At 68.6% G+C, this 25,145-nt stretch carries 22 protein-coding genes; 18 read left to right on the top strand and 4 right to left on the bottom strand.

Annotation, left to right across the window (positions count from 1 at the left end; translation table 11 throughout):
* Positions 1-191 precede the first annotated feature (191 nt).
* The 7 genes from CAL15_RS11345 to CAL15_RS11315 all read left to right on the top strand — a co-directional run bounded on the left by CAL15_RS11345 (position 192) and on the right by CAL15_RS11315 (position 10,693).
* The gene (locus CAL15_RS11345) at positions 192-2,342 is read left to right on the top strand and encodes an ATP-dependent helicase (protein WP_086078683.1); all 2,151 of its coding nucleotides are present in this window, start codon (positions 192-194) and stop codon (positions 2,340-2,342) included.
* A 109-nt stretch (positions 2,343-2,451) separates the two neighbouring features.
* Entirely contained in the window at positions 2,452-3,459 is a 1,008-nt protein-coding gene (locus tag CAL15_RS11340; protein ID WP_086078682.1) for a magnesium and cobalt transport protein CorA, read from the top strand.
* 99 nt (positions 3,460-3,558) lie between these two features.
* Entirely contained in the window at positions 3,559-4,218 is a 660-nt protein-coding gene (locus CAL15_RS11335) for a thermonuclease family protein (protein WP_086081050.1), read from the top strand.
* Between the two features lie 106 nt (positions 4,219-4,324).
* Positions 4,325-6,568, top strand: coding sequence for an ABC transporter substrate-binding protein (locus tag CAL15_RS11330; RefSeq protein ID WP_086078681.1), 2,244 nt, complete (start codon positions 4,325-4,327; stop codon positions 6,566-6,568).
* Positions 6,565-7,542, top strand: a complete 978-nt coding sequence (locus CAL15_RS11325) for an ABC transporter permease (RefSeq protein WP_086078680.1) — start codon at positions 6,565-6,567, stop codon at positions 7,540-7,542. Before CAL15_RS11330 ends, CAL15_RS11325 begins: the two co-directional genes overlap by 4 nt.
* A gap of 5 nt (positions 7,543-7,547) precedes the next feature.
* Positions 7,548-8,999, top strand: a complete 1,452-nt coding sequence (locus CAL15_RS11320) for an ABC transporter permease (protein ID WP_086078679.1) — start codon at positions 7,548-7,550, stop codon at positions 8,997-8,999.
* An 11-nt stretch (positions 9,000-9,010) separates the two neighbouring features.
* Positions 9,011-10,693: an ABC transporter ATP-binding protein gene (locus CAL15_RS11315; protein ID WP_086081049.1), complete on the top strand. Its 1,683-nt coding sequence runs from the start codon at positions 9,011-9,013 to the stop codon at positions 10,691-10,693.
* A gap of 21 nt (positions 10,694-10,714) precedes the next feature.
* Here CAL15_RS11315 and CAL15_RS11310 read toward each other — a convergent pair whose 3' ends face one another.
* A complete protein-coding gene (locus CAL15_RS11310) occupies positions 10,715-10,984 on the bottom strand; it encodes a hypothetical protein (RefSeq protein WP_086078678.1) in 270 nt (89 codons plus the stop codon).
* A gap of 213 nt (positions 10,985-11,197) precedes the next feature.
* Between CAL15_RS11310 and CAL15_RS11305 the strand changes: the two genes are divergently transcribed.
* From CAL15_RS11305 to CAL15_RS11260, 10 genes are all read left to right on the top strand, one after another.
* Positions 11,198-12,154: an NAD(P)H-dependent flavin oxidoreductase gene (locus CAL15_RS11305; protein ID WP_198299205.1), complete on the top strand. Its 957-nt coding sequence runs from the start codon at positions 11,198-11,200 to the stop codon at positions 12,152-12,154.
* Between the two features lie 77 nt (positions 12,155-12,231).
* Positions 12,232-12,990 (top strand): enoyl-CoA hydratase/isomerase family protein, encoded by a 759-nt coding sequence (locus CAL15_RS11300; RefSeq protein WP_232468183.1) that lies wholly within the window; start codon positions 12,232-12,234, stop codon positions 12,988-12,990.
* A 4-nt stretch (positions 12,991-12,994) separates the two neighbouring features.
* The gene (locus CAL15_RS11295) at positions 12,995-14,203 is read left to right on the top strand and encodes a CaiB/BaiF CoA transferase family protein (RefSeq protein ID WP_086078676.1); all 1,209 of its coding nucleotides are present in this window, start codon (positions 12,995-12,997) and stop codon (positions 14,201-14,203) included.
* Positions 14,204-14,242: 39 nt separating this feature from the next.
* Positions 14,243-15,223, top strand: coding sequence for a Bug family tripartite tricarboxylate transporter substrate binding protein (locus CAL15_RS11290; protein WP_086078675.1), 981 nt, complete (start codon positions 14,243-14,245; stop codon positions 15,221-15,223).
* A 17-nt stretch (positions 15,224-15,240) separates the two neighbouring features.
* Entirely contained in the window at positions 15,241-16,020 is a 780-nt protein-coding gene (locus CAL15_RS11285; protein WP_232468182.1) for an enoyl-CoA hydratase/isomerase family protein, read from the top strand.
* A complete protein-coding gene (locus CAL15_RS11280) occupies positions 16,007-17,668 on the top strand; it encodes an AMP-binding protein (protein WP_086078674.1) in 1,662 nt (553 codons plus the stop codon). Before CAL15_RS11285 ends, CAL15_RS11280 begins: the two co-directional genes overlap by 14 nt.
* Positions 17,665-18,642: a hydroxymethylglutaryl-CoA lyase gene (locus CAL15_RS11275; RefSeq protein ID WP_086078673.1), complete on the top strand. Its 978-nt coding sequence runs from the start codon at positions 17,665-17,667 to the stop codon at positions 18,640-18,642. The genes CAL15_RS11280 and CAL15_RS11275 overlap by 4 nt, the downstream gene beginning before the upstream one ends.
* A 51-nt stretch (positions 18,643-18,693) precedes the next feature.
* Positions 18,694-19,233 carry a MarR family winged helix-turn-helix transcriptional regulator gene (locus CAL15_RS11270; protein ID WP_086078672.1) on the top strand — a complete coding sequence of 180 codons (540 nt, stop codon included), beginning with the start codon at positions 18,694-18,696 and terminating at the stop codon, positions 19,231-19,233.
* Positions 19,234-19,374: 141 nt separating this feature from the next.
* Positions 19,375-20,121, top strand: coding sequence for a DUF2968 domain-containing protein (locus tag CAL15_RS11265; RefSeq protein WP_086078671.1), 747 nt, complete (start codon positions 19,375-19,377; stop codon positions 20,119-20,121).
* A gap of 126 nt (positions 20,122-20,247) precedes the next feature.
* Positions 20,248-20,709 (top strand): DUF1178 family protein, encoded by a 462-nt coding sequence (locus tag CAL15_RS11260; RefSeq protein ID WP_086078670.1) that lies wholly within the window; start codon positions 20,248-20,250, stop codon positions 20,707-20,709.
* 125 nt (positions 20,710-20,834) lie between these two features.
* Here the strand turns inward: CAL15_RS11260 and efp are convergent, their stop codons facing one another.
* The 3 genes from efp to CAL15_RS11245 form a co-directional block, all read right to left on the bottom strand.
* Complete coding sequence (gene efp / locus CAL15_RS11255) at positions 20,835-21,392, bottom strand: elongation factor P (RefSeq protein ID WP_086078669.1); 558 nt, start codon at positions 21,390-21,392, stop codon at positions 20,835-20,837.
* Positions 21,393-21,642: 250 nt separating this feature from the next.
* Positions 21,643-22,755 carry an elongation factor P maturation arginine rhamnosyltransferase EarP gene (gene earP, locus CAL15_RS11250; RefSeq protein WP_086078668.1) on the bottom strand — a complete coding sequence of 371 codons (1,113 nt, stop codon included), beginning with the start codon at positions 22,753-22,755 and terminating at the stop codon, positions 21,643-21,645.
* A gap of 21 nt (positions 22,756-22,776) precedes the next feature.
* Positions 22,777-23,982, bottom strand: a complete 1,206-nt coding sequence (locus CAL15_RS11245) for a DUF2863 family protein (protein WP_086078667.1) — start codon at positions 23,980-23,982, stop codon at positions 22,777-22,779.
* A 169-nt stretch (positions 23,983-24,151) separates the two neighbouring features.
* On the opposite strand from CAL15_RS11245, the gene CAL15_RS11240 reads away from it, so the two are divergent.
* On the top strand, positions 24,152-24,925 hold the full coding sequence (locus CAL15_RS11240; RefSeq protein WP_086078666.1) for a DODA-type extradiol aromatic ring-opening family dioxygenase: 774 nt from the start codon (positions 24,152-24,154) through the stop codon (positions 24,923-24,925).
* Positions 24,926-25,145 lie beyond the last annotated feature (220 nt).

Genomic DNA, 25,145 nt, shown 5'->3' with positions numbered 1-25,145 from the left:
GGTATGCCCTTCTTTTTTGAAGCGGGTTTGCGAGCTTGACCGGGTGGGAAACGCGACGCCTACGCTGAACCGCGAGCCGTCGCGCCGCTAACTATACCCGCCGTTTCCGGGCGGTGTGTTACTTTTTCCTGTTCAAATATCCAGTAATCTCTCCGGCTGGTTTCCGCGCAATTCCGTCTTTGCCTATCCCCATGTCCGATCCCGACTCCAGCCACGCCGATGCGGGGCGCGCCTTCACGGACCGTTCCTCCGAAGCCGGGCGTGCCTCGACGGCCCGCCCCGACCCCTTGGCCGATCTGAATCCCGCGCAGCGCGAGGCTGCCGAGTACGGCGCGGGGCCAGAAGGCCCGAGTCAGGCGCTGCTGGTCATCGCGGGGGCGGGCTCGGGCAAGACCAGCACGCTGGCGCATCGCGTGGCGCACCTCGTCCTGCGGGGCGCGGATCCGCAGCGCATGCTGCTGCTCACGTTCTCGCGCCGCGCCGCGCAGGAGATGGAGCGGCGCGTGGGCGGCGTGCTGCGCCGCGCGATGAACCTGGGCGCCGGCCAGTCGGCGCCGCCGCTTCCCTGGTCGGGCACCTTCCACAGCGTGGGCGCGCGGCTGCTGCGCGAATATGCCGCGCGCATCGGCCTGTCCGACTCCTTCACCGTGCACGATCGCGGCGATGCCGAAGACCTGATGGGCATGGTGCGCCACGAACTGGGCCTGTCGGCCACCAGCGAGCGCTTTCCCTTGAAGGGCACGTGCCTCGCCATCTATTCGCGCGTGGTCAACAGCCAGGCGCCCATCGCCGACGTACTGGCGCAGGTCTTTCCATGGTGCGCCCAATGGGAAGACGAATTGAAGCGCCTGTTCCGCGCGTACGTGCAGGCCAAGCAGGCCCAGCAGGCGCTCGACTACGACGATCTGTTGCTGTACTGGGCCGAAATGATGCGCGACCCCGGCCTGGCGCGCGAGACCGGCGAGCGCTTCGATCACGTGCTGGTGGACGAATACCAGGACACCAACCGGCTGCAGGCCGACATCCTGATCGCGCTCAAGCCGCAGGGGCGCGGACTGACGGTGGTGGGCGACGACGCGCAGGCCATCTATTCGTTCCGCGCGGCCACGGTGCGCAACATCCTCGACTTCCCGCGGCAGTTTCCCGATGGCGCGCATGTGGTCACGCTCGAGCGCAACTACCGCTCCACGCAGCCCATCCTGGACGCGTCCAACGCGGTGATCGGCCTGGCCCCCGAGCGCTATGCCAAGCAGCTGTACACCGATCGGGCCTCGTCGCAGCGGCCCGAACTGGTCACCGTGTCGGACGAGGCCGGCCAGGCGCGCTGGGTTGCCGACCAGGTGCTGGCGCTGCGCGAAGGCGGCGCCACGCTGAAGTCGCAGGCGGCGCTGTTCCGCGCGGCCAGCCACAGCGTCGCGCTCGAGCTCGAGCTGACCCGCCGCAACATCCCTTTTGTGAAGTTCGGCGGGCTGAAGTTCCTCGAGGCCGCGCACGTCAAGGACCTGTTGTCCATCCTGCGCTGGGCCGAGAATCCGCGCACGCGCATGGCCGGGTTTCGCGTGGCGCAGCTGCTGCCGGGCATCGGCCCCGCCACCGCGGGACGGCTGATGGACGAGCTCGCGCAGGCCTCCGAGCCGCTGGACGCCATGCGCGCGTTCAAGCCCGGGGCGGGCGCGCGCGACGAGTGGACGGCTTTCGTGCAGACGTACGCCGCGCTGCGCGCGCCCGGCCACCACTGGCCCGCGGACGTCGAGATCGCGTTGCGCTGGTACGGCGACCAGATCGAACGCCTGTACGACGGCGACGCCACCATGCGCCGCGCCGATCTCGAGCAGCTGGCTCGCATCGCCATGGGCTATCCCACGCGCGAGCGCTTTCTCACCGAGCTGACGCTCGATCCGCCCAACGCCACCAGCGACGAGTCCGGCGCGCCGCTGCGCGACGAGGACTACATGATCCTGTCCACCATCCATTCCGCCAAGGGGCAGGAGTGGCGCGCGGTGTACGTGCTGAACGCGGTGGACGGCTGCATCCCTTCGGACATGAGCACGGGTGACAGCGAAGAGATCGAGGAAGAGCGCCGCCTGCTGTACGTGGCCATGACGCGCGCGCGCGAACGGCTGCAGATCATCGTGCCACAGCGCTTTTACGTGCACCAGCAGAACGGCATGGGCGACCGCCACGTCTATGCCTCGCGCACGCGCTTCATTCCGCAGCCGCTGCTGCCGCTGTTCGACCACCTGCCCAAGCCGCCCGAGCTGCCTCATGGCCGCGGCGAGCGCGCGGCGCAGTCCGCGCCGGTGGTGGACCTGGCCAGCCGGATGCGCGGCATGTTCTCGTAGCGCGGCCGCGCCGCGCCTGTGCCCGGCGGCGAATGCGGCGCGGCACTATCATGGTGGCGGCGGGGCGATACCAGATCATGCCTGCCGCAGCATTCATAGAGGAGCAACCATGTCCCAGGACGTCCCGCCCGCCGCCCAATTCGACCAGACCACCGTGGTGGCTTCCGTCGCCTATGTCGATGGCCGCCGCGACCACGACGTGCCGTTGGAAGAGGTGCACCGGTACGCGGGCCAGGAGCACAGCCTGCTGTGGATGGGCCTGCGCAATCCGCCTGCGGACCTGCTGTCGCAGGTGGTGCGCGCGCTGGGCGCCTGCGAGAAGAACGTCGAGGAAATGCTCGAGCCGCACCGGCGCGCCAAGATCCTGGACTACGGCAACATGGTGCTGGTGGTGGCGCCCACGGTCGAGGTCGAATCCGAACGCCCCTTGTTCGGCGAGACCCAGCTGCTGATCGGCGAAGGGTTCCTGGTCACCGTGCGGCGCGGCGCCGTCGCGCCCCACACCTCGCTGCGCGAGCGTCTCGAGGCCGTGCCGGACCTGCTGCGGCGCGGCAGCGACTATGTGGCCAGCGAGCTGCTGGACATGCTGGCCGACCGCTATCTCGCGGCCGTCACCAAGCTGGAGACGGTGGTCGAGAACGCCGAACAGAAGCTGCTGATCCGCGGCGCCAAGGACGCCGACATCCGCCGGCTGTACCGGCAGCGCCGCGACCTGCTGCGCATGCACACCGTCATCTCGCCCATGACCGAGATCTGTCGCCGCCTGGCCCGCGTCGAGATGCCGGCGGTGGACATACATGCGCGGCCATACTTCGGCGAGGTGGCCGATCGCATCCAGCGCATCGACGAACTGATCAACGCGCTGCGCGAGGCCCTGGCCTTCGCGTTCGAAGCCAGCCAGATGATCGCGCAGGCGCAGCAGAACGACACCACGCGGCGCCTGGCCTCCTGGGCGGCCATCCTGGCGGTGCCGACCGCGGTGGCCGGGCTTTACGGCATGAACTTCGAGTACATGCCCGAGCTGAAATGGGAGTGGGGCTATCCGCTGACGCTCTCCATGATCGGGGCGGCCTGCGGCGTGCTGTATTGGCGATTCCGCCGCTCGGGCTGGCTGTAGGGGCGATTGCGGCATGCGCGCGGCAAGAGCGCGCTCGGGCCGCCAGGCTTGTGGCAAACTGCCGGCCACATGAGTGACGCGGAGTCTGTCTTGTCCAGCATGTTCGTAAGGCCTCGGCGCGGCGGGCAAGCGCGCGGCGCCCGCCGACGCGGCGCCCGCCGCCTCGGCGCCGGCATCGCCGCGCTGGTGCTGGCCGCGGCCGGCGTGCTGGTGCAGCGTTATCTGCCTTTCGGCGAACCTTCCGACGGGCCTTCGGGTCCGCCGGCCGGACGCGACGCCGCGCAGCGTGGCGAGCCCTACGAATTGCGCGGTCGCATCGTCGACGTGGCCGACGGCGACACCGTCACCATGCTCACCTCCGACGGCCAGCGCCGCATCCGCCTGGACAGCATCGATGCGCCCGAGGCGGGCAACGGCGCCAACCAGCCGGGCCAGCCTTATGCCGAGGCCTCGCGCAAGCACCTGGCCGGCCTGGTGGCGGGGCGCTACCTGCGCGCCCAGTGCCACGAGGCCGACCAATACGGCCGCGACGTCTGCACCGTGCGGCTGGACGACGGGTCATCGGCCAACCGGGCACAGGTCTCGGCCGGCTATGCCTGGGCCTACACGGCGCGCCGCGGCGCCTACCTGCGCGATACGGCCATGCCGGGCCTGCAGCGCAACGCGCGCGAAGCGCGCCAGGGCCTGTGGTCGCAGCCGGGCGCGGTCGAACCCTGGAAGTGGCGCTATGAATGCTGGCGGCAGCGCAAGTGCGGCTGACGCGCATGCGGTCATGCCGATACGCGCGCAAGCGGGCGCAATCCACCATTGTGCGAGAGGCAGCGTTTGCTATTCTGTGCGGCTGCAAGGTCTTGGGGGCATTTTCATGATCGGACGGTTGTGGCGATACACCGCTGCGGTGCTGCTGGCGCTGCTGATGGCCGCCTGCTCGCGAGAGGATCCCATCAACAGCCCCTATACCGCCGACGCGCTGGCCGAGAACGCCCTGTACACGGCCTTCGTCAGCCGCTCGCCCAAATACCTGGATCCGGCCAGCTCTTACTCGGTGGACGAAACGCCGTACACCTACAACATCTACGAGCCGCTTTACGGTTACCACTACCTGAAGCGACCCTACGAGCTGGTGCCGCGCGCGGCGGCCTCCATCGACCCGCCTCGTTACGTCGACGCCCAGGGCCGAGAGCTGCCCGCCGACGCGCCGGGCGAGCTCATTGCCGAAAGCGTCTACGACATCAAGCTGCGTCCCGGCATCCGCTTCCAGCCGCACCCCGCGTTCGCGAAGAACCCGGACGGCAGCCACGCCTACTTTCCGCTGGCCGCGGGCGAGCTCGACGACAAGTTCGCCATCCCCGACTTCCCTCAGACCGGCACGCGCGAACTGACGGCATCCGATTACGTCTATGCGTTCCGCCGCCTGGCCAGCCCGCGCGTGGTGTCGCCCATCTATACGCTGCTGGCCAATTACGTGGTGGACATGCAGGAATACGGCGATGCGCTGCGCAAGCGCGACCAGGCCGAGCGTGCCGGCCTGCCGCCGGGCGGCCGCGACCTGCCATGGCTGGACCTGCGCGAGGGGCAGGGCTTCGAGGGCGTGCAGGCGCTGGACGACCACACGCTGCGCATCCGCATCAAGGGCAAGTATCCGCAGTTCAAATACTGGCTCGCCATGACCTTCACCGCGCCGGTGCCGTGGGAGGCCGACCGCTTCTACAGCCAGCCCGGCATGGCCGAGCACGACCTGTCGCTCAACACGTGGCCGGTGGGCACGGGGCCATACATGCTGGCCGAGTCCATCACCAATCGCCGGCACGTGCTGGCGCGCAATCCCAATTTCCATGGCGAGCCCTACCCCTGCGAGGGCGAGCCCGCCGATCGCGACAAGGGCCTGTTGGCCGACTGCGGCAAGCCCACGCCGTTCATCGACCGCATCGTCTTCAGCATCGAGAAAGAGGCCGTGCCGCTGACCGGCAAGTTCCTGCAGGGCTACTACGACGTGCCGCAGGTCGAGCGCGGTGAGTATGGCGTGGCCATGCGTGTGGCCGCCGGCGACTCCGCCGAGAAGGCCGAGCTGTACCGCGACCATGGCATCCAGCTGCCGTCCACGGTGGAGACCTCCAACTGGTACATGGGCTTCAACTGGCTGGATCCCGTGGTGGGTCGCGGCGACACGCCGGCCCAGCAGGAGAAGAACCGCAAGCTGCGCCAGGCGATCAGCATCGCCTTCGACTGGGAAGAATACGTGGCCGTGTTCGAGAACAGCCAGGCTGAAGTGGCGCACGGTCCGGTGCCTCCCGGCGTGGTCGGCTTCCAGGAGCTGCCGCAGGGCTACAACCCCGTGGTGTACGACCTGGTCGACGGCAAGCCGGTGCGCAAGTCGCTGGACGTGGCCAGGCGCCTGCTGGCCGAGGCGGGCTACCCCGACGGCCGCAATGCCGAGACCGGCCAGCCGCTGGTGCTGTACTACGACGCCATGAGCGGCGCGGGCGGCAATCCGCAATTCGACTGGATGCGGCGCCAGCTGGCCAAGATCGGCATCCAGATGGATGTGCGGTCCACCGACTACAACCGCTTCCAGGACAAGATGCGGCGCGGCTCGGCGCAGATCTTCTACTGGGGCTGGAACGCCGACTACCCGGACGCCGAGAACTTCCTGTTCCTGTTGTACGGTCCCAACTCCAAGGCGAAGGAGGGCGGCGAGAACGCCGCCAACTACCAGAATCCCGAGTTCGACAAGCTGTTCGAGCAGATGAAGTACCTGGACGATGGTCCCGAGAAGGCGCAGCTGGTCGCACGCATGGTCGAGGTGGTGCGGCGCGACGCGCCGTGGATGTTCGGCTATTTCCCGATGTCGGGCGGCGCCTATCAGCAGTGGGTGGGCAACGCCAAGCCCACGCAGATGGTGCGCAACACCCTGCAGTACCTGAAGATCGATCCGGCCCTGCGGGTGCGCAAGATCGATGAATGGAATCGTCCGGTCTGGTGGCCGCTGCTGCTGGTGGCCGCGCTGTTGGCGCTGGCGGTGTGGCCGTCGCTGGCCGCGCTGCGCCGGCGCGAGCGCCAGACCGCGCTGCAGGCGGCCGGCGCCGCATCCCAGGAGTCCCGTCCATGATCGCCTACGTCATCCGCCGCCTGCTGTACGGCGCGCTGATCCTGGTCGGCGTCAACCTGTTCACCTTCGTGCTGTTCTTCGCCGTCAACACGCCCGACGACATGGCGCGGCTGGCCATCGGCGGCCAGCGCATCAGCCAGGACGCCATCGAGAAATGGAAGGTGGACCGCGGCTACGACAAGCCGCTGTTCTTCAACACCGAACAGGAAGGCGCGCGCCGCTACACCGACACGGTGTTCTACCAGCGCTCGGTGCCGCTGCTGGCGATGGAGTTCGGCGCGTCGGACGGGGGCCGCGACATCGGCCGCGAGATCCGCACCCGCATGTGGCCCAGCCTGGCGCTGGCCATCCCCACCTTCGTGCTGGGCCTGCTGGCCAGCGTGGCGTTCTCGGTCATGCTGGTGTATTTCCGCGCCACGCGCCTGGACTTCTGGGGCGTGGTGCTGTGCGTGGTGATGCTGTCCATCTCCAGCCTGTTCTATATCATCGCGGGGCAGTGGATGTTCTCCAAGCTGCTGCGGCTGGTGCCGTACTCGGGCTTCTCGGGCGGGCTGGACGTGGTCAAGTTCCTGGCGCTGCCGGTGCTGGTGGCCATCATCGCGCGGCTCGGCCCCGAGGCCCGCTTCTACCGCACGCTGTTCCTGGAAGAGATCGGCAAGGACTACGTGCGCACCGCGCGCGCCAAGGGCCTGACCGAGCGCATGGTGCTGTTCCGCCACGTGCTGCGCAATGCCATGCTGCCCATACTCACCGGCACGGTCTCGGCGATTCCGCTGCTGTTCATGGGCAGCCTGATCGCCGAGTCGTTCTTCGGCATTCCGGGCCTGGGCAGCTATACCATCGACGCCATCAGCGCGCAGGACTTCTCCATTGTGCGCGCCATGGTGTTCCTGGGTTCGGTGCTGTACATCGTCGGCCTCATCCTGGCCGACATCTCGTACACGCTGGCCGACCCGCGCGTCCGTTTCGAGTAGCCGCCATGCCGCTGATCGTATTCCTCTGGACCGACGTCGCCCTGTTCCTGATGCTGGCGGGCGTGCTGCTGTACGCATGGCACGTGTCGCGCAGCCCCACGCTGCGGGCCACCTGGGGCAGGGTGGCGCGCGACGCGCCCGCCATGTGCTCGGCCGTGGTGCTGCTGGCCTTCGCGCTGGTGGGCCTGCTCGACTCCATGCACTACCGGCCGCTGCTGCCGCCCGCCGCCGACGCGCCCGCCGGCGCGCCGCCCGCCTATGCGCCGGCCGTGCGTTCGGCGCTGGACGGCCTGCTGGACGGCACGGTGCTCAACCGTCCCGAGAAGACCTATTCCGCGCCGCTGGCCTCGCACCAGTTCACCAAGGAAACCATGCTGGTGGACGGCAAGCCCGTGCGCGATTTTCCGCGCCTGCGCAGCGGCGGGGCGCACCTGGAGGACCCATCCACCGAGACCGTGCCCGACATCCTGCGCCGGCTGGCTTTGGGCCTGGCGGGCGGTGCGGCCGTCGCACTGGCGGCGGGCGCGCTGGCGGCGGCCATGCTGGCGCGCCGGCACGGCGGCTGGGTGCGCGCGGCCGCCAGCGTACTGCGCAACCGCACCGACCTGCCATGGCGCGCCATGCTGCTGACGTTCGCCATCATGAGTCTCGTGGTGGGCGCCATGGCGGGGTTGTCCAGCGGCTATCACGTGCTGGGCACCGACCGCACCGGCAACGACGTGCTGTGGCAGTCGCTCAAGAGCATACGCACCGCACTGGTCATCGGCAGCCTCACCACCATCGCCATGCTGCCGCCCGCCATCGCGTTCGGCATCGCGTCGGGCTATTTCAAGGGCTGGGTGGACGACGTCATCCAGTACATCTACACCACGCTCACCTCCATTCCCGGCGTGCTGCTGGTGGCGGCCTGCGCCCTGATGATGCAGGTCTACATCGACGCCCATCCCGACCTGTTCGACACCTCGGCCGCGCGCGCCGACCTGCGCCTGTTCCTGCTGTGCATGATCCTGGGCCTGACGGGCTGGGCCGGCCTGTGCCGCCTGCTGCGCGCCGAAACGCTCAAGCTGCGCGAGCTGGAATACGTGCAGGCCGCGCGCGCCTTCGGCGTGTCGCACTGGCGCATCATGCGGCGCCACCTGTTGCCCAACGTCATGCACATCGTGCTGATCACCGTGGTGCTCGAGTTCTCGGGCCTGGTGCTGTACGAAGCCGTGCTGTCCTACCTGGGCATCGGCGTCGATCCCAGCATGAATTCGTTCGGCTCGATGATCGACCGTGCTCGTCTCGAGATGTCGCGCGATCCCATGATCTGGTGGAACCTGCTGGCCGCCTTCGCTTTCATGCTGGCTTTGGTGCTGGCCGCCAATCTGTTCGCCGACGCGGTGCGCGATGCCTTCGATCCGCGCGCGCGGCGCTACCGGCCCGCCACGGCGCCGGCCGTCGGAGGAACGCCGTGAACCTGCCCGTGATGCAAGCACGTACCGCCGGCTCGCTGCTGGAGGTCACCGGCCTCAGCGTGGACGTGGCTGGCGAGTCCGGCCTGACGAATGCGGTCAAGCGGCTGCAGTTCGCCATCGCGCACGGCGAAACCTTCGCGCTGGTGGGCGAGTCCGGCTGCGGCAAGAGCATGACGGCCATGGCGCTGCTGCGCCTGTTGCCCGATGCCGGCCGCATCGTGGGCGGCCAGGTCCGCCTGGCGGGCGAAGACCTGAACCAGCTGCCCGAAAGCGCCATGCGCACCGTGCGCGGCGGCCGCATCGGCATCATCTTCCAGGAGCCGTCCACCAGCCTGAACCCGGTGATGCGGGTGGGCGACCAGATCGTCGAGACCCTGGTGCAGCACACGCCATTGCGCGGCGCCGCGGCGCGCGAGCGCGCCATCCACTGGCTGCGGCGCGTGGGCATTCCCGAGCCGCAGCGACGCATCGACGACTATCCCTTCCAGTTCTCGGGCGGGCAGAAGCAGCGCGTCATGATCGCGATCGCCCTGGCGGCCGAGCCCAGGCTGCTGATTGCCGACGAGCCCACCACGGCGCTGGACGTGACCGTGCAGGCGCAGGTGCTGGAGCTGCTGGCGGACATCCAGCGCGAGCTGGGCATGGCCATGCTGCTGATCACGCACGACCTGGCCGTCGTCAGCAAGGTGGCTCACCACGTGGCGCTGATGCGCGGCGGCGAAATCGTCGAAAGCGCCGCCGCCGCCGACTTCTTCGCCGCGCCGCGGCATCCGTACGCGCGCGAGCTGTTCAACGCCATTCCCACCTACGCCAAGCGCGGCCGTCCGCTGTCGGCCGCCGCCCAGGCCGCGCCGGCGCGCCAGCCGCATCCCGTCGCCGGCGAGGTGGTGCTGGACGTGCAGGACCTGCGCGTGCATTACCCCGTGCGCAAGGGCGCGCTGCGCCGCACGGTGGGCTGGGTCAAGGCCGTGGATGGCGTCACCTTCACGCTGCGCGCCGGCGAGACGCTGGCGCTGCTTGGCGAGTCAGGCTGCGGCAAAACCACTACCGGCAAGGCGCTGCTTCGCCTGGTGGAGGGCGCACAGGTTTCAGGGCGGGCGCTGTTGAATGGCGAGGACCTGCTGACGGCCTCGCGCGCCGACCTGCGGCGCCTGCGCCGCGACATCCAGATCGTCTTCCAGGACCCGTTCGCGTCGCTGGACCCGCGCATGCGGGTGGGCGACATCCTGGACGAGGGCATCGCCGCGCTGCGTCCCGACATGTCGGCGGCAGAGCGACTGGCGCGCGTCCAGAGTCTGTTGGCGCGGGTTGGCCTGCCGGCCGACACCGCAACCCGCTATCCCCACGAATTCTCGGGCGGGCAGCGCCAGCGCATCGCCATCGCGCGCGCGCTGGCGGTGGAGCCCAAGGTGCTGATCTGCGACGAGCCCACCTCGGCACTGGACGTGTCGGTGCAGGCGCAGATACTGGACCTGCTGCGCGAGCTGCAGGCGGAGCTGGGCATCGCCTATCTGTTCATCACCCACAACTTCAGCGTGGTGGAATACCTGGCCGACCGGATCGCGGTGATGGCAGGCGGCCGCATCGTCGAATGCGCGCAGGCGGATGCGGTGCTGCATGCGCCCGAGCACGAGATGACGCGGCGCCTGCTGGACGCGGTTCCCCGCTTGACGTTCGGCACACAGGATCGCTAGCGGACCGCGGCCAATGGCGCGCTAGCTCTGCATGACGATGCGGATCAGCGCGTAAAGAAAGAGGCCCAGCCCGATCGCCAGGCAGCAGGGCCACCATCGCGCCTTCAGCACGCCGCCTTTCAGCGCGGACAGCTCGGCACGCCGGCCGCCGTCCTTGTCGGAAGCGGCATGCCTTTCGAGCCAACGGATGCGCATGCGCATCTCTGGCAGGGACGGCAGTCCGAGCCTGTCCACCAGTAGACACAGCCCCAGCATGATCAGGCCGACTCCGGCCTGCCCGATGAGTTCCATTGGGTGCTCCTTCCCAAGCGTGCCACCTCAATATGCCAACCCGCGCAGCCATGGTCAATATCCCCGCGCACCGGATGCATGGGATGGTGTCATGCATTTAGTTGATTTTGTCCACTAAGTAGTTTACGCTGACAACTACTTTGGCCGTGTCGTACGGTCATGCCGCCCGGCCGCGCCGTACGGCCATGCCGTGTCCCAATGTCGTTCCATTCCATGCAAACCGCCATCACCCGCATGCTCGGCATCGAGCACCCCATCATCCAGGCCGGCATGAGCTGGGCATCGTCCAGTGCCGCATTGCCCGCGGCGGTGTCCAGTGCGGGCGCGCTGGGCGTGCTGGCGGCGGGCCCCCTGCGCACGGCCGATTTCGAGCGCGAGCTTCGGGCGCTCGCCGCCGCCACCTCCAGGCCGTACGCGGTCAACATCCCGCTGTACCGGCCGGGCGCGGCCGAGATCCTGGACATCATGCATGCCCGGCGCGTGCCGGTGGTCATCGCGTCGCAGGGCGGCCCCAAGGCGCACCTGCCGCGTTTTCGCGATTACGGCGCCATCTGGATCCAGGTGGTCTCCACACTGGAACACGCCAGGAAGGCCGCGGACGCCGGCGTCGACGCGCTGGTGGTGATCGGCGGCGAAGCGGGCGGGCATCCGCCCGCCAACGAGGTCAGCACGCTGGTCACCGTTCGCCGCGTGCTGCAGGAGGTGCGCATCCCGGTGATCGCCGGCGGCGGCGTGGCCGACGGTTGGGGCATTGCCGCATTGCTGGCGCTGGGAGCGGACGCCGTACAGCTGGGCACGCGTTTCCTGCTTACCGAAGAGGCGGCCGTGCATCAACGCTACAAGCAGGCCGTGCTGGCCGCCGACGTGCACGACACCGTGCTGATCGGCCGCCGCGGTCTGCCCGTGCGCGGTCTGCGCAATGCCTTCGCCCAGGCGATCTTCGATGCGGAACGCGACCATATCGCGCAGGAGGACTACGACGCGCTGTTCAAGAACAGCACGCTGAAGCAGGCCGCACTGGATGGCGACGTCGAGTGGGGCAAGGTCGAGCTGGGCCAGTCGGCCGGCCTCGTCTCCCGCATCCAGCCTGCCGCCGACGTCGTGGCTCAGCTGGTGCACGAACTGCGCGAGGCGCAGGCGCGCCTGCGCGCGATGGCGGCGGAAGCCTGATCGAAGCGCATAGCACGCCACAACGCGCACAGCGCAGCGCAACACAGCATACGTACAACGACGGAGACCAACAGCTCATGCCCGACCTGAAACACCTGCTGATCGAGGACCGCGGCGCGGTGCGCATCCTGACGCTGAACCGCCCCGAGAAACACAACGCGCTCAACACGCTGCTGACCCAGGAGCTGCTGGACAGCCTGCGGGCGGCCGATCGCGACCCGGCCGTCAACGCCGTCGTGCTGACCGGCGCAGGCAAATCCTTCTGCGCCGGCGCCGATACCAACGAGTTCTCGGCCCTCACGCCCGAGGACCCGCAGGCCGTCACCGCGCGCGCGGACCTGACCACGGCGCTGCATCTGGTCTTCTCGCAGATGAACAAGCCCGTGGTGTCGGCCGTGCGCGGCAACGCGCTGGGCGGCGGCGCGGGGCTGGCCATCGCGTGCGACCTGTGCGTGATGTCCGAGACCGTGCGCTTCGGCTACCCCGAACTGAAGCACGGCATCGTCGCCGCGGTCGTCATGGCCAATCTGGTGCGCCAGGTGGGCCGCAAGCAGGCCTTCGAGCTGGTGGCGCTGGCGGAGCCGCTGGATGGCGCGGGCGCGCGGGCCTCGGGCCTGTGCAATCGCGTGGCGCCCGATGCCGAGGTGCTCGACGCCGCGCTGCAGCTGGCCGCTCGCATCGCCGCCTGGAGCCCCGTCGCCATGGCGACCACCAAGCGCAGCTTCCACCGCGCCGCCGATCTCGGCCTGGCCCAGGCGTTGGAAGTCGGCCGCGACGCCAACGTGATGATGCGCGGCTTCCGCAAGGCCGCTTCCGCGGCAGACAGGGCGGAGTAAAGCGATGCGGCCGTTGCAGGGCATCACCATCCTCGACCTGTCGCGCGTCCTGGCCTGCCCGTTCGCGTCCATGATCCTGGCCGAGCTCGGCGCCGAGGTCATCAAGGTCGAACAGCCGGGCACGGGCGACGAGACCCGAAGCTTCGAGCCCATGGCCCGGGGCGAGGTGCAGGGAGAAGCCGATGAGGTCTCGGCCTATTACATGGCCTTCAATCGCAGCAAGCGATCGATCACCGTCAACCTGCGCAGCCCGCAGGGGCAGGACCTGGTGCGCAGGCTGGCCGCAGGCGCCGACGTGCTGCTCGAGAATTTCCCCGTCGGCACGCTGGCCAGGTACGGCCTCGACTATGCGGCGCTGTCGCCGCTGAACGAGCGGCTGGTGCACGTCAGCTGCACGGGCTTCGGCCAGACGGGACCCTATCGCAAGCGCAAAGGCTACGACACCGTGTTCCAGGCCATGGCGGGCATCATGAGCCTGACAGGCGAGCGCGGCGGCGGCCCCGTGAAGCCGGGCCTGCCGATAGCCGACCTCAGTTCCGGCCTGTGGGTGGCCATCGCCATCCTGGCGGCGCTGACCGGCCGCGAGAAAACCGGCCGCGGCAGCCACGTCGACTTCTCGATGTTCGATGGCCAGGTGGGCCTGCTGTCGCTGGCCGCCGCCCGCTGGTTCGCGTTGGGCGAGGTGCCGGCGCGGCTGGGCACGGAACATCCCGGACGCATTCCGTCCGCCGCCTTCGTGTGCGCGGATGGCAGATGGGTGCAGATCACCGGCAGCGACCAGCACTGGGCGCCGCTGTGCAACCTGCTGGGCCTGGAAGACTGGGCCGCCGACGCGGCGCTGGGCCGCAATGCCGAGCGCCTGGCGCGGCGCGAAGAGGTCATGGCGCGACTGCAGGCCGCGATCGGCAAGCTGGACCGCGACGAACTGTGCCGTCGCTGCGACCTGGTCGGCGTGCCCGCGGGGCCGATCCTGCAGGTGGATGAAGTCATGGCCAACGAGCACGTGGCCGCGCGCGGCATGGTGGTCGAGTTCCCCCATCCGCGCATCGGCAGCTTCAAGGGCTTGCGGGTGCCGCTGCGCTTCCAGGGCCTGGACGATCCGCAGGTGGGACGCCCGCCGCTGCTGGGCGAGCACACGGAAGAGGTACTGCGCGAGAAGCTCGGCATCGACGAACAGGCGCTGCAAGACCTGCGCCAGGCGGGCGCCATCTAGCGGCTCGATTTCCATTCAAAAAACCAGGAGACAGACATCATGAAAACCTTACGCCGCATCATCGCCGGCGCGCTCGCTTTCGCCTCGACCGCAATGGCTGCCAATGCCCTGGCCCAGGACGACTACCCGTCGCGGCCGATCACGCTGGTCAATCCGTATGCCGTGGGCGGTCCCGCGGACCTGCTGGGCAGAGCCCTGGCCAAGGCGCTGGGCGACGCGCTGGGCCAGCCCGTCATCGTCGAGAACAAGGCGGGCGGCGGCGCCTCGATCGGCGCGGCCTACGTGGCCAAGGCCGCGCCCGACGGCTACACGCTGCTGATCGGCACGGCCGCGGCCCACACCGTGACGCCGGCCGCCACCAAGGTGCCGTATGACGGCATCGCCGACTTCGAATTCGTGGGCATGGTGGCCAACGTGCCGAACGTGCTGACCGTTCATCCCTCGGTGCCCGCCAAGAACGTGAAAGAGTTCATCGCGCTGGCCAAGTCTCAGCCCGGCAAGCTGAACTATGTGTCGGCCGGCCTGGGCAGTTCGCCGCACATCGGGGCCGAGATGTTCAAGCACGCGGCCGGGGTCGACCTGGTGCACGTACCCTACAAGGGCGCGGCGCCGGCGGTCAATGACATGGTCGCGGGCACCGTCCCCGTCGGTTTCCTGAACATCTCGGCCAGCCTGCCGTTCATCGAGTCCGGTCGCCTGCGGGCCCTGGCGTATGGCGGCGCCAGTCGCTCGCCCGACCTGCCCGATGTGCCGACCTTTGCCGAAGCCGGCCTGCCCGATCTCGAGATGGGCAGCTGGTATAGCCTGGCGGTGCCCGCGAAGACGCCGCAGGCCGTGGTCGAAAAGCTGGCGCAGGCCCTGCAGTTCGTGCAGGCAGACGCCGAGTTCAAGCAGCTGCTGGCCGCCCAGAACGCCGAGGTGATGCCGCAGATGAAGACGCAGGCCACCGAGTTCGTCCGCGCCGATGGCAAGCGCCTGGCCGAGCTGGTGCGGGCCTCCGGCATGAAACTGAAAGACTGAGCGCGAGGCGACGATCCATGCAGACATATCCCGAATTCACCATGCTGCGGCTGGCCATGCAGGGGCCGGTGGCCACGCTTTGGCTGGCGCGGCCGGACAGCCGCAATGCCTTGAACCTGGCCATGTGCCGCGAACTGACGGCCGCGTGCGAAGCGCTGGATGCCGATGAGGCCGTGCGCGTCATCGTCGTGCGCGGCGAAGGCGTCGCGTTCTGCGCCGGCGCCGACCTGAAGGAACGGCAGGGCATGAGCCCGGCCGAGATGGTGGCTCGACGCGTGGAGGGTTTTACCGCCTATGCCGCGCTCGAGGCGCTGTCCAAACCCGTCATCGCAGCGGTGCACGGGCCGGCGTTCGGCTCGGGATGCGAGATCGCCGCTGCCTGCGACTTCGTGCTGGCCACCACCGGCGCCGCCTTCAAGTATCCGGAAGTCGGCTGGGGCACCGTCGGCGCCACACAGCGCTTGCCGCGCATCGTGGGCCGGCGCATGGCCAAGGAGCTGCTGTACACCGGCCGCGTGGTCGATGCGAACGAGGCCCTGCAGCTGGGCCTGGTCAATCACGTCTACGAACCGGATGAGTTCGACGCACGCCTCGCCGAGATGACCGAGCGCATCGCGGCGGCCAATCCGCTGACGGTCAGCCTGACCAAGCGCAGCATCGACGGCGGGCTGGATACTACCCGTGAAGGCGCGATGGCCGTCGAACTGCTGGCCATCCAGGAGAATCTGCGTCACAGCGATTGGCAGAAGGCCATCGCGGACTTCGGCAGGAAGGAGGGCGGCAATGCGGCTGCTTGACGATGCGTTCGTGCCGGTACAGACGACGCTGTCCCGGGTGCTGGACGCCACGGTCGAGGCGCGGGGCGCGCACGAGGCCTATGTGGGGCCTGGCGAACGCCAGACCTGGTCGCAGACGCTGGCGCAAAGCCGCCGCATCGCCGCGGCCCTGCACGCGGCGGGCATCGGCCGAGGCGACCACGTGGGGCTGCTGCTGGGCAACTCGGGGCTGTGGATCGCCGCGTTCTTCGCGTGCGCGTCCATCGGCGCGGTCACCGTGCCGGTGAACACGCGCTTCAAGGCCGACGAGTTGCTGTTCTGCCTGAAACAGTCGGACGTGCGGCTGCTGATCCATGCGGACAGCTTCCTCGGCATCGACTTCACCGGCCTGCTGCGCCAGGTCGAACCCGCCGTCGACCGCCATCTGCCCGGTGCGGAGCTGCCGGAGCTGCGCACGCTGGTCACGGTGGGCAGCGGCGCCGTGCCCGCCGGCGCAATCCGCTTCGACGAGTTCCTGCAGCGCGGCACTGCAGTGCCCGGCAAGGCGCTCGACGCGCTGGCGGCAAGCGTGCAGCCGGACGACGTGCTGCTGATCCAGTACACCTCGGGCACCACGTCGTTTCCCAAGGGCGTGATGCTCAGCCATGCCAACATGTTGGGCGATGCGGCATCGGTGGCCCGCCGCATGGGCGTGGCCGTGGATGACCGCTACTTCAGCATCCGGCCGTTCTTCCACGTGGCCGGCAGCACGCTGTCGATGCTGGTTTCGCTGGTGTCGGGATGCTGCCTGCTGAGCATGCCGAAGTTCGACGTGGCGCTGGCGCTGAAGACGCTGCAGGACGAGCGCTGCACCCTGACCTCGGGCAACGACACCATCTTCCTGATGCTGATGGGTCATCCCGATTTCGATCCTGCCCGCCTGAGCCTGCTCGGCGGCTGGGCGGCGGCCGGCCCCGAGGTGATGCAGAAGATCCGCGACGTGATGCAGGTGCCGCACATGTGCAACGCCTACGGCCAGTCCGAAGCCTCGCCCAACGTGCTGCTGAGCGACCGCGACGATGAATTCGAGCTGCGCCGCGACGGGTTCATGCTGCCGCACCCGGGCGTGCAGGTGCGCATCGCCGACACCGAGAGCGGCGCCGTGCTGGCGCCGGGCGCGGGGCAGGGCGAGATCCAGGTTCGCGGCTGGAATGTGATGCGCGGCTATTACCGCATGCCCGAACAGACCGCAAAGGCGTACACCGACGATGGCTGGCTGCGCACCGGCGACATGGGAGAGCAGCGCGCCGACGGCAGGGTTCGCATGGTTGGGCGCCTGAAGGACATGTACCGGGTCGGCGGCGAGAACGTCGCGCCGGCGGAGGTCGAGGAAGTGCTGCACGCGCACCCGGCCGTGCAGCAGGCCCAGGTCGTCGGCGTGCCCGATGCGCGGCTGGGCGAAGTGACGGGCGCGTTCGTGCTGCTGAAGGCGGGGCGGCACGCCAGCGGCGAGGAGCTGGTGGCCTGGTGCAAGGCGCGCTGCGCGAACTTCAAGGTGCCGCGCTACATCACCCTGGTCGACTCTTTCGAGAACATCGGCATGACCGGCAGCAGCAAGGTTCAGAAGAACAAGCTGCGCGAGCATGCAGTGAGGCTGTGGAACATACGCTCGGATACGGTGGCCCCATGAACGACGACAAACCCATCTCGCCGGAGGACGACGGCCGCGACGTGGTGTTGTGCGAATGCTTCGCACGCGACGGCCTGCAGCACGAGACGCGGATGTTGCCCACCACGGCCAAGGTCGAGCTGGTGCGGCGCTTCGCCGACCTGGGCTTCGCGCGCGTCGAGGCGACGTCGTATTCCAACCCCAAGGTGGTGCCGCAGTTCGGCGATGCCAGCGAGCTGCTGCGCGCGCTGCCGCGACGGCCGGGCGTGCACTACAAGGCCACCTGCGCGAACCTTCGGGCGGTGCAGCGGGCTTTGGCCGACGCCGATGCGGGCTTCGGCGCCAACGAGATCAGCCTGCTGGTCTCGGCGACCGATACGCATTCGATGAAGAACCTGGCGCGCAGCCGGGCCGACCAGTGGCTGAACATCGCCGAGATGGCTTCGGCCGCCGCTGGGCGCTTCAGGCTCATCGGCACCATCTCCATGGCCTTTGGCTGTCCCTTCGAGGGCCACGTCGATCCCGACGACGTGCTGGCCGACGTGGGACGCTTTCGCGCCGCTGGCGTGCGCCACATCACGCTGGGCGACACGACCGGCACAGCCACGCCGCATACGACGCGCGCCCTGTTCGGCCGCATGCGCGAAGCCTATCCCGACGTCGTGCCCATTGCGCATTTCCACGATACGCGCGGCACGGGACTCGTGAACTACGTCGCGGCGCTGGAGGCGGGCGTGCGCCACTTCGATTGCGCGCTGGGCGGCGTAGGCGGGCACCCGACCAAGGTGAAGTACGGCGGCGGCCATACCGGCAACGTCAGCAGCGAAGATCTCGTCGACCTGTTCGAGAACATGGGGGTCCACACCGGCATCGACATGGATGGCCTGCTGGATGCCGTCGCGGCCTGCGAGGCCGCGCTGGGCCGCGAACTGCACGGCCGTGTGGCCCGCAGCGGCCTGAATCCCCTGCGCACCGCGCCGGCCCCTCGCTTGTAGGGGTATCGGATCTGCGGGAAACTATCGACACGTATCTGTTCCACTCACCTCATGCCTTCCTCCGTATCCCCTGCTACCGATCCCGCATCGCCCGGCAAGCCCGAGGCGCGCCATTTCAAGGAACTCGTGTCGTTCCGCATGAACATGCTGGCCAGCACCTGGAGCCGCTTGGCGGCCGAGTCCAACGAGCGCGACTTCCAGCTCGATGCGCGCGAATGGCGCATCATCGGCATGCTGGGCACGCAGGCGCCGATGTCGCTGCAGGGCCTGGCCAGGGAAGTGAATGTCGACAAGAGCCAGGCCAGCCGCTCGGTATCCGCGCTGATCGAGCGCGGCCTGCTGCAGCGCGACTCCGATGCGACCGATGGGCGCGGCGTGCAGCTCAGCCTGACGCGCCAGGGGCTGCAGCTCTACCGCAAGGTGTTCCCCAAGGCGGTCAAGCGCAATGAAGAACTGTTGTCCGTGCTCAGCGCGGAGGAAAGGGCCGTGTTCGACCGCGCGCTGGATCTGCTGACCGCGCACGCGCAGGCCACCCTGGCCCGTTCGCGCGAGGTCGGCAAGCGCGCCCAGCCGCGCAAAAGCGCCGCCTGAAAGAAGACAACCAACGCAGGCGCACGCCTTCATCCGGGTCTTGCGGACGGGTTGGTCGTGTGCGTCCGACCCGTACCCGATATAGGTGCGAAACGCATCAATAAGTTGCTATAGTTGATGGATTATTGCTAAGAGGAAGGCATGGATATCCAACAACTCGGTTCCGCCTTGCGTCTGGCCGCCGCCAGCGCGGCCCTGGCCAGCCTTGCCGCGTGTGCCAGCGCGCAGCAGCCGCAGGAAGCGCCGCGGCCGGTAGCCAAGCAGGTAGAAGACAGCAAATCCGCCACCGCGCCGGTGGAACCGCCTGCCGCGCAGCCCGATGCTGCGGCGGCGGCCGCCGCCAGCCAACCTCCGGCGGCCAGCACCGTCGCCGAGTTGCAGTCCCTCATCGAACAGCGCCAGGTTGCCGAATTGCGCACCACCTACAACGGCACGTACGGCGCCAGCTTGTTGTTCAAGGGTGAGGATCTGCTGTACTACGTTGCGTTGTTCCAACAGCGCGATTTCTGGCGCGTGGTGAAGACGGCGTCGCAGTCCCAGGCCGAAGCCACCTACCGCGCGTTCGCGGCACAGTCAGCCGAACTCGCCGCGGTCGACCTGCGGCGCATCCGCCTGCAGGCCGAATATGCCGCCGCCGAGAAGCAGCTCGCCGCCCGCACCCGGCAGTTGAATACCCTGCAGGCCGACCAAAGCCTGCGCCAGCAGCAGGAGCAGGCCGTCGCGGCGCGCCAGGAACAGCTGCGCCAGGAAGCCAGCGCGTTGGCTGAACAGCGGCAGGACGTGCGCGCGCAGCTCAACGCGCTGCAACGCCAGATCGACGCGCTGCAGGCCGAGCAGAACAGCGTGGCCAGGAAGAAAAGCGCCAGCCAGCGCCACGCCGCCAAGTAGGCCGGGCAGGGCGCCGGCAAAGGCTGCCGGCGCCGCGCTTCCCGAATTCCGCCATCCCGGTCGCCGGCCGGCGCGTGCAAAGGACCGGCATCTTGTATTCTTGCGGGTCGGCACCATATACCCGCCATGGCTCTCAAAGTTTTCGACCTCCAGTGCGACCACGGCCACGTCTTCGAGGGCTGGTTCGGTTCGCACGATGATTACGACGCGCAGCGCTCGCGTGGCCTGGTGTCGTGCCCCGTCTGCAATTCCACCGAAATCGTCAAGCGCCTCTCCGCGCCGCACCTCAACGTGGCGCACCTGCACCAGCCGCCCGCCGCGCCCGTGTCCGCCGCCCGGCCGCAGGGCAACGACGCTGCCATGTCGGCCCTGCAGGCGCAGGTCATGCGCCAGGTGCGCGAACTGATCCGCCGGACCGAGAACGTCGGGTCGCGCTTTGCCGAAGAGGCCCGCCGCATTCATGACGGCGACGCGGACGACCGCCCCATTCGCGGTATCGCCACGCCCGAAGAGCGCGCCGCGCTGGCCGAGGACGGCATCGACGTGCTGGCCGTGCCGGCATTCCTGGACGACGAACGGCTGCAATAAGTGCCTCGGCCGCCGTCCGCCATCGGTACGGCGCCGGCGATGCAAGCAAAAAGCCCTGGGACCATACGGCCCAGGGCTTTCGTGTTTCTGCCGGGCCCGCTGCGCGGGCGCAGGCGGAGTGTCGGTCAGTTGACGCGGCTGCGGTACTCGTTGGTGCGCGTGTCGATTTCGATCTTGTCGCCGATGGCGCAGAACAGCGGCACGTTCAGTTCGTAGCCGGTGTTGATCTTGGCGGGCTTGAGCACCTTGCCCGAGGTGTCGCCGCGCACGGCCGGCTCGGTGTAGGTGATTTCGCGAACCAGGATGGTGGGCAGTTCGACCGAGATGGCGCGGCCTTCGTAGAACACGACCTCGACCGGCATGGCCTCTTCGAGGTAGTTCAGCGCGTCGCCCATGCTGTCGGCTTCGATCTCGTACTGGTTGTACTCTTCGTCCATGAAGACGTACATCGGGTCGCCGAAGTACGAGTACGTGCACTCCTTGCGCTCGAGCAGGACCACCTCGAACTTTTCGTCGGCCTTGTAGACCGATTCGCTGTTCGAGCCGTTGAGCAGGTTCTTGAACTTCAGCTTGACCACGGCCGCGTTGCGGCCGGATTTGTTGTATTCGGCCTTCTGGACCACCAGCGGGTCTTTGCCCACCATGACCACGTTGCCGACCCGCAATTCCTGAGCGGTTTTCATCGATTAAAACTCCGGGGGGTAAACATGCACTCTCCGTGCTTGCGCGTCGGGGCTACACGCCGGCCGCCGCTGCCGGTTGCTGCGCCGCCTGCTGGCTGGCGCGCATCGGGCCGATGGCAACTCGTGTTCGCACTTTCCGCGCCCCGGGAGGCTATGAAACAGTGACTATGAAACGATGTATGAAAAGACGAATTCAAGCGCCAGCCGTGGGTGCATCCAACGGGCAAAGCAACTTGGAAAACCATATATTCTAGCGTGTCTTGGCTAGTTCTGCGCAGAAATTGGCCAGGTTGTCGGCCAGGTCGGGGCGGCTGGCCAGGTCGGCATCCCACTGGCGCGCCGCCTGCCGCCATGCGCTCCAGGCGGGTTCCGCCAAGGCCTGCGCGAGCGCCCGGGGCACGGCCGCGGCATCCGCGTTCCAGGCCCGCACCAGTTCCTGAGCGGCCGGCGGGGCGGCATAGCGCGCCTGCCACGCGGCCAGTTTCTCCAGGTGCGCCTCTTCGTCCTGAGGATAGATCTGCCACACCAGCGGACGGGCCGCCCACGCGGCACGCACGAACGAATCCTCGCCGCGGACGAAATTGATGTCGGCGCACCACAGCAGACGGTCGAAGTCGGCCTGCACCAGCAGCGGTATGCGCGCCATGCGCAGTCGTCCGCCCGGCGGCACGGCAGTCTCCAGGCCGGGCGCCACGCCCTGGGGCACCAGCAGCAGCGTGGACTCGGCGTCGGCGCCCAGCGCCGCCGCCATGTCGGCCCAGGGCGCGTGCGGATAGCAGAACAGCGTGGCCAGGCGCGCGCCGGACGCGGCCAGGTCCAGGTCGGGCTGCGCGAGACCCAGCCCGGCCAGGAATTCGCGCCGCAGGCCGCTCGATGCCTGCAGGGCATCGCGCTCGGCCGACAGGCCGGGCTCGCGCATCAGGCCGCCGGTGGCCGGGGTGAAGCCGGGGAAGAAGAAATGCTTGACCAGGCCGTCCGGGCGCAGCGACGGCACGCCGTGGCAGCTTTCGATCCACGCCTCGGCGCTGAGATATTCGAGATTGATCCATACCGGATGCGTCTGCCGCATCGCCTGCACATACGCGGCGGGAGGATCGCAGGCGAACGCCTCGATCACGACGTCCGCCGGCTGCAGCAGCGCGGGATCCGGATCCGGCGTCCAGTGCACGACCTCGATGCCGGCGCATCGCTGCCGGGCGGCGTCAGTGCGGACCTCGGGTTGGATGCGCGAGAAGGTGGCCAGGTCGTCCACCCACAGGCGCACCTGCCAGCCGTGTCCATGCGCCAGGCGACGGGCCAGGCGCCAGCACACGCCGATGTCCCCGTAGTTGTCTACCACGCGGCAGAACAGGTCGGTACGCATGGCGTGCGGGCTCCGGGAAGATCAGTGAAAGCGGGTGGGGGTGGCTTCGGCGTCCTCGGGCAGTTCGGCATGCACCAGTTCGCCCAGCGGGTTGGGAAACTGCGGCGCGCCGCAGTCTTCGCAATAGTCGAGCGGCAGCAGGCCCGGAATGCGCCGGACTTCGCCCACGCCGTACTCCTTCAGCAGCGCGGCGATCTCATCGACCGCATCGGGACGGCCCTCGTCGGCGGCCGGGACATCGTCCTCGCGGCCGTACAGCGGCCAGACGCAGCCGTAGTAGACGTCGTTGCTGTTTCGCGCGGTGAAGCCGATGCGGTATTCCTCGATCTGCGATTCTCCGCAGCCAGCCACCACGGCACGCAGCTGCCCGGGCATCAGGTTGACGGCGCTTTCCAGCCAGCTGACGGCGGCGCGAAGCGACAGCGGGCGCACGCGGCGGTCGGCGTCGCGGTTGCTGACGTAATAGGCATCGGGCAGCAGGCATTCGATGCCGCAGCCCGGCAGCAGCCCGGCCAGTGTGGGCTGCGCCTGCGCGATCCATTGCTCGAGGCAGGCGTCGCGGCTGGCCGAGGCATCCTCGGGGTGCTCCTGCCAGCGGAAGATCGGGGTGCGCTCGGGCACGGCCACCGCCGCCACCAGATAGCGCGTGTCGGCCAGCATGTTCGCCGTTTCCATGTCGGCGTTCAGCACGGGCCAGCTGGTCTCGGCGCCCAGGGCGCGCGCTGCCAGGCGGTGCATCCATTGCCAGGTTTCGGCGAAAGTGCGCGGCATCTGGTCGATGCTGACCAGTTGCGGCAGCAGCGACACGCGCGCCTGGCTGGAGAGCACGTGGCCGTGCAGTTGCGCCAGCAGCGCCTGCTGCGCGGGCGCGGCCACCGGACCGGTGGGGATGGTGTAGCGCGTCCATGCGGCGATCGGCGCCACCAGCAGCAGCACGTCGTAGCGCACGCCGTTCTTCTCGATCTGCATGGATTCGGACAGGGTCTCGGCCTGTTCGATCAGGACTTCGTACGCGCCCGTGTCGTTCTGCGACAGGTGATCCAGGGCCGACTCGAGCGGTCCGTCCTGGCCCTGGCGCAGCAGCTTGGTGATGGCCTCGCCCAGTTGCGCCTGCCAAAACAGGTCTTCCACATGACTGCCCGATCGGTTCAGCGATTGCGACAGCGTCACCAGGCGGGTGGCGTCGCGGGACAGGCGGGTGGACGTTCGGCTGCGGGCTCGGGCCATGAATTCTTCGCAAAGCGTATAGGTGAACCTCGTAGTTTACCTCTGCTCGCCGCGTCGCCCCGTATTGATCCGCCGGCGGCAACAGTGCGTGCCGCCGGCCCCCATTTATCGGTGCGCGGACCGGCGTCATCATGACGCCATGTCCACCACTCTGTTGCAAAGGTCGTCCATGCGCTGGCCCGCCCTGTTCGTTTCCCATGGTTCGCCGATGATGGCGGTCGATCCCGGCCGGACCGGCCCGGCGTTGGCAGCCTGGAGCCGGGCGCAGGCTCAGCGCCCCGCCGGCATCCTGGTGGTGTCGCCGCACTGGAGGGGACATGGACTGGCCGTGTCCACGCGAGACAGGCAGGCGGCGTGGCACGACTTCGGCGGCTTCCCGGCCGAACTCTACGAACTGCAATACCCGGCCTCCGGTTCGCCGGCGCTGGCCGGCCGCGTGCGGGCGCTGCTGGACCGGGCCGGCATGCCGGTCGCCGACGATGCCGGCCGTCCCCTGGACCATGGCGCCTGGGTGCCGCTGCGCTATCTGTATCCGGACGCCGACGTGCCGGTGGTGCAGCTGTCGCTGGACGCCGGGCGCGACGCGCGCGGCCAGTACGAACTGGGCCGGGCGCTGGCGCCATTGCGGGACGAAGGCATTCTGCTCATCGGGTCGGGCTCGCTCACTCATAATCTGCGCGACGTGCGCATGCCCCATGACGCACCGGCGGCCGACTACGTGCGGCCGTTCCAGGACTGGTACGCCAGCCGCGTCGCCGCCGGCGACGTCGAAGGGCTGCTGGACTGGCACGCCGCGCCCGGCGCGTCCCGTGCCCATCCGCACGATGATCACCTGATGCCGTTCTATGTGGCGTTGGGGGCGGGCGGCCCTGTGCGCACCCGGCTGGGCGACGAGGTGGCGTATGCGGCGCTGGCCATGGATGCCTACGAGTTCGGCGACTGATTCGTCCCTCTCGTCGTACCTCTGTGGCGCATACTTTCCGCCGCGTGCCGCTGTCCGACCGAGTAAGGGCGGGCGGCCGGCCTGGCGGTCCGGCTCGTCGATTCGCGCCAGCCGGCGAGGGCGGGTAGTCCGCGGGGCTGCCCGCTTTCTTTCAATTGACTTTCAACGAGCGCTTCTTCACACTATTCATAAGACATCGTACAACTTTAATGATGGCTCC

This window comes from Bordetella genomosp. 13, assembly GCF_002119665.1.
Taxonomy (GTDB): domain Bacteria; phylum Pseudomonadota; class Gammaproteobacteria; order Burkholderiales; family Burkholderiaceae_B; genus Bordetella.
The sequence above is the reverse complement of the archived record's forward strand: the minus strand, read 5'-3'. Positions and strand labels throughout refer to the sequence as shown.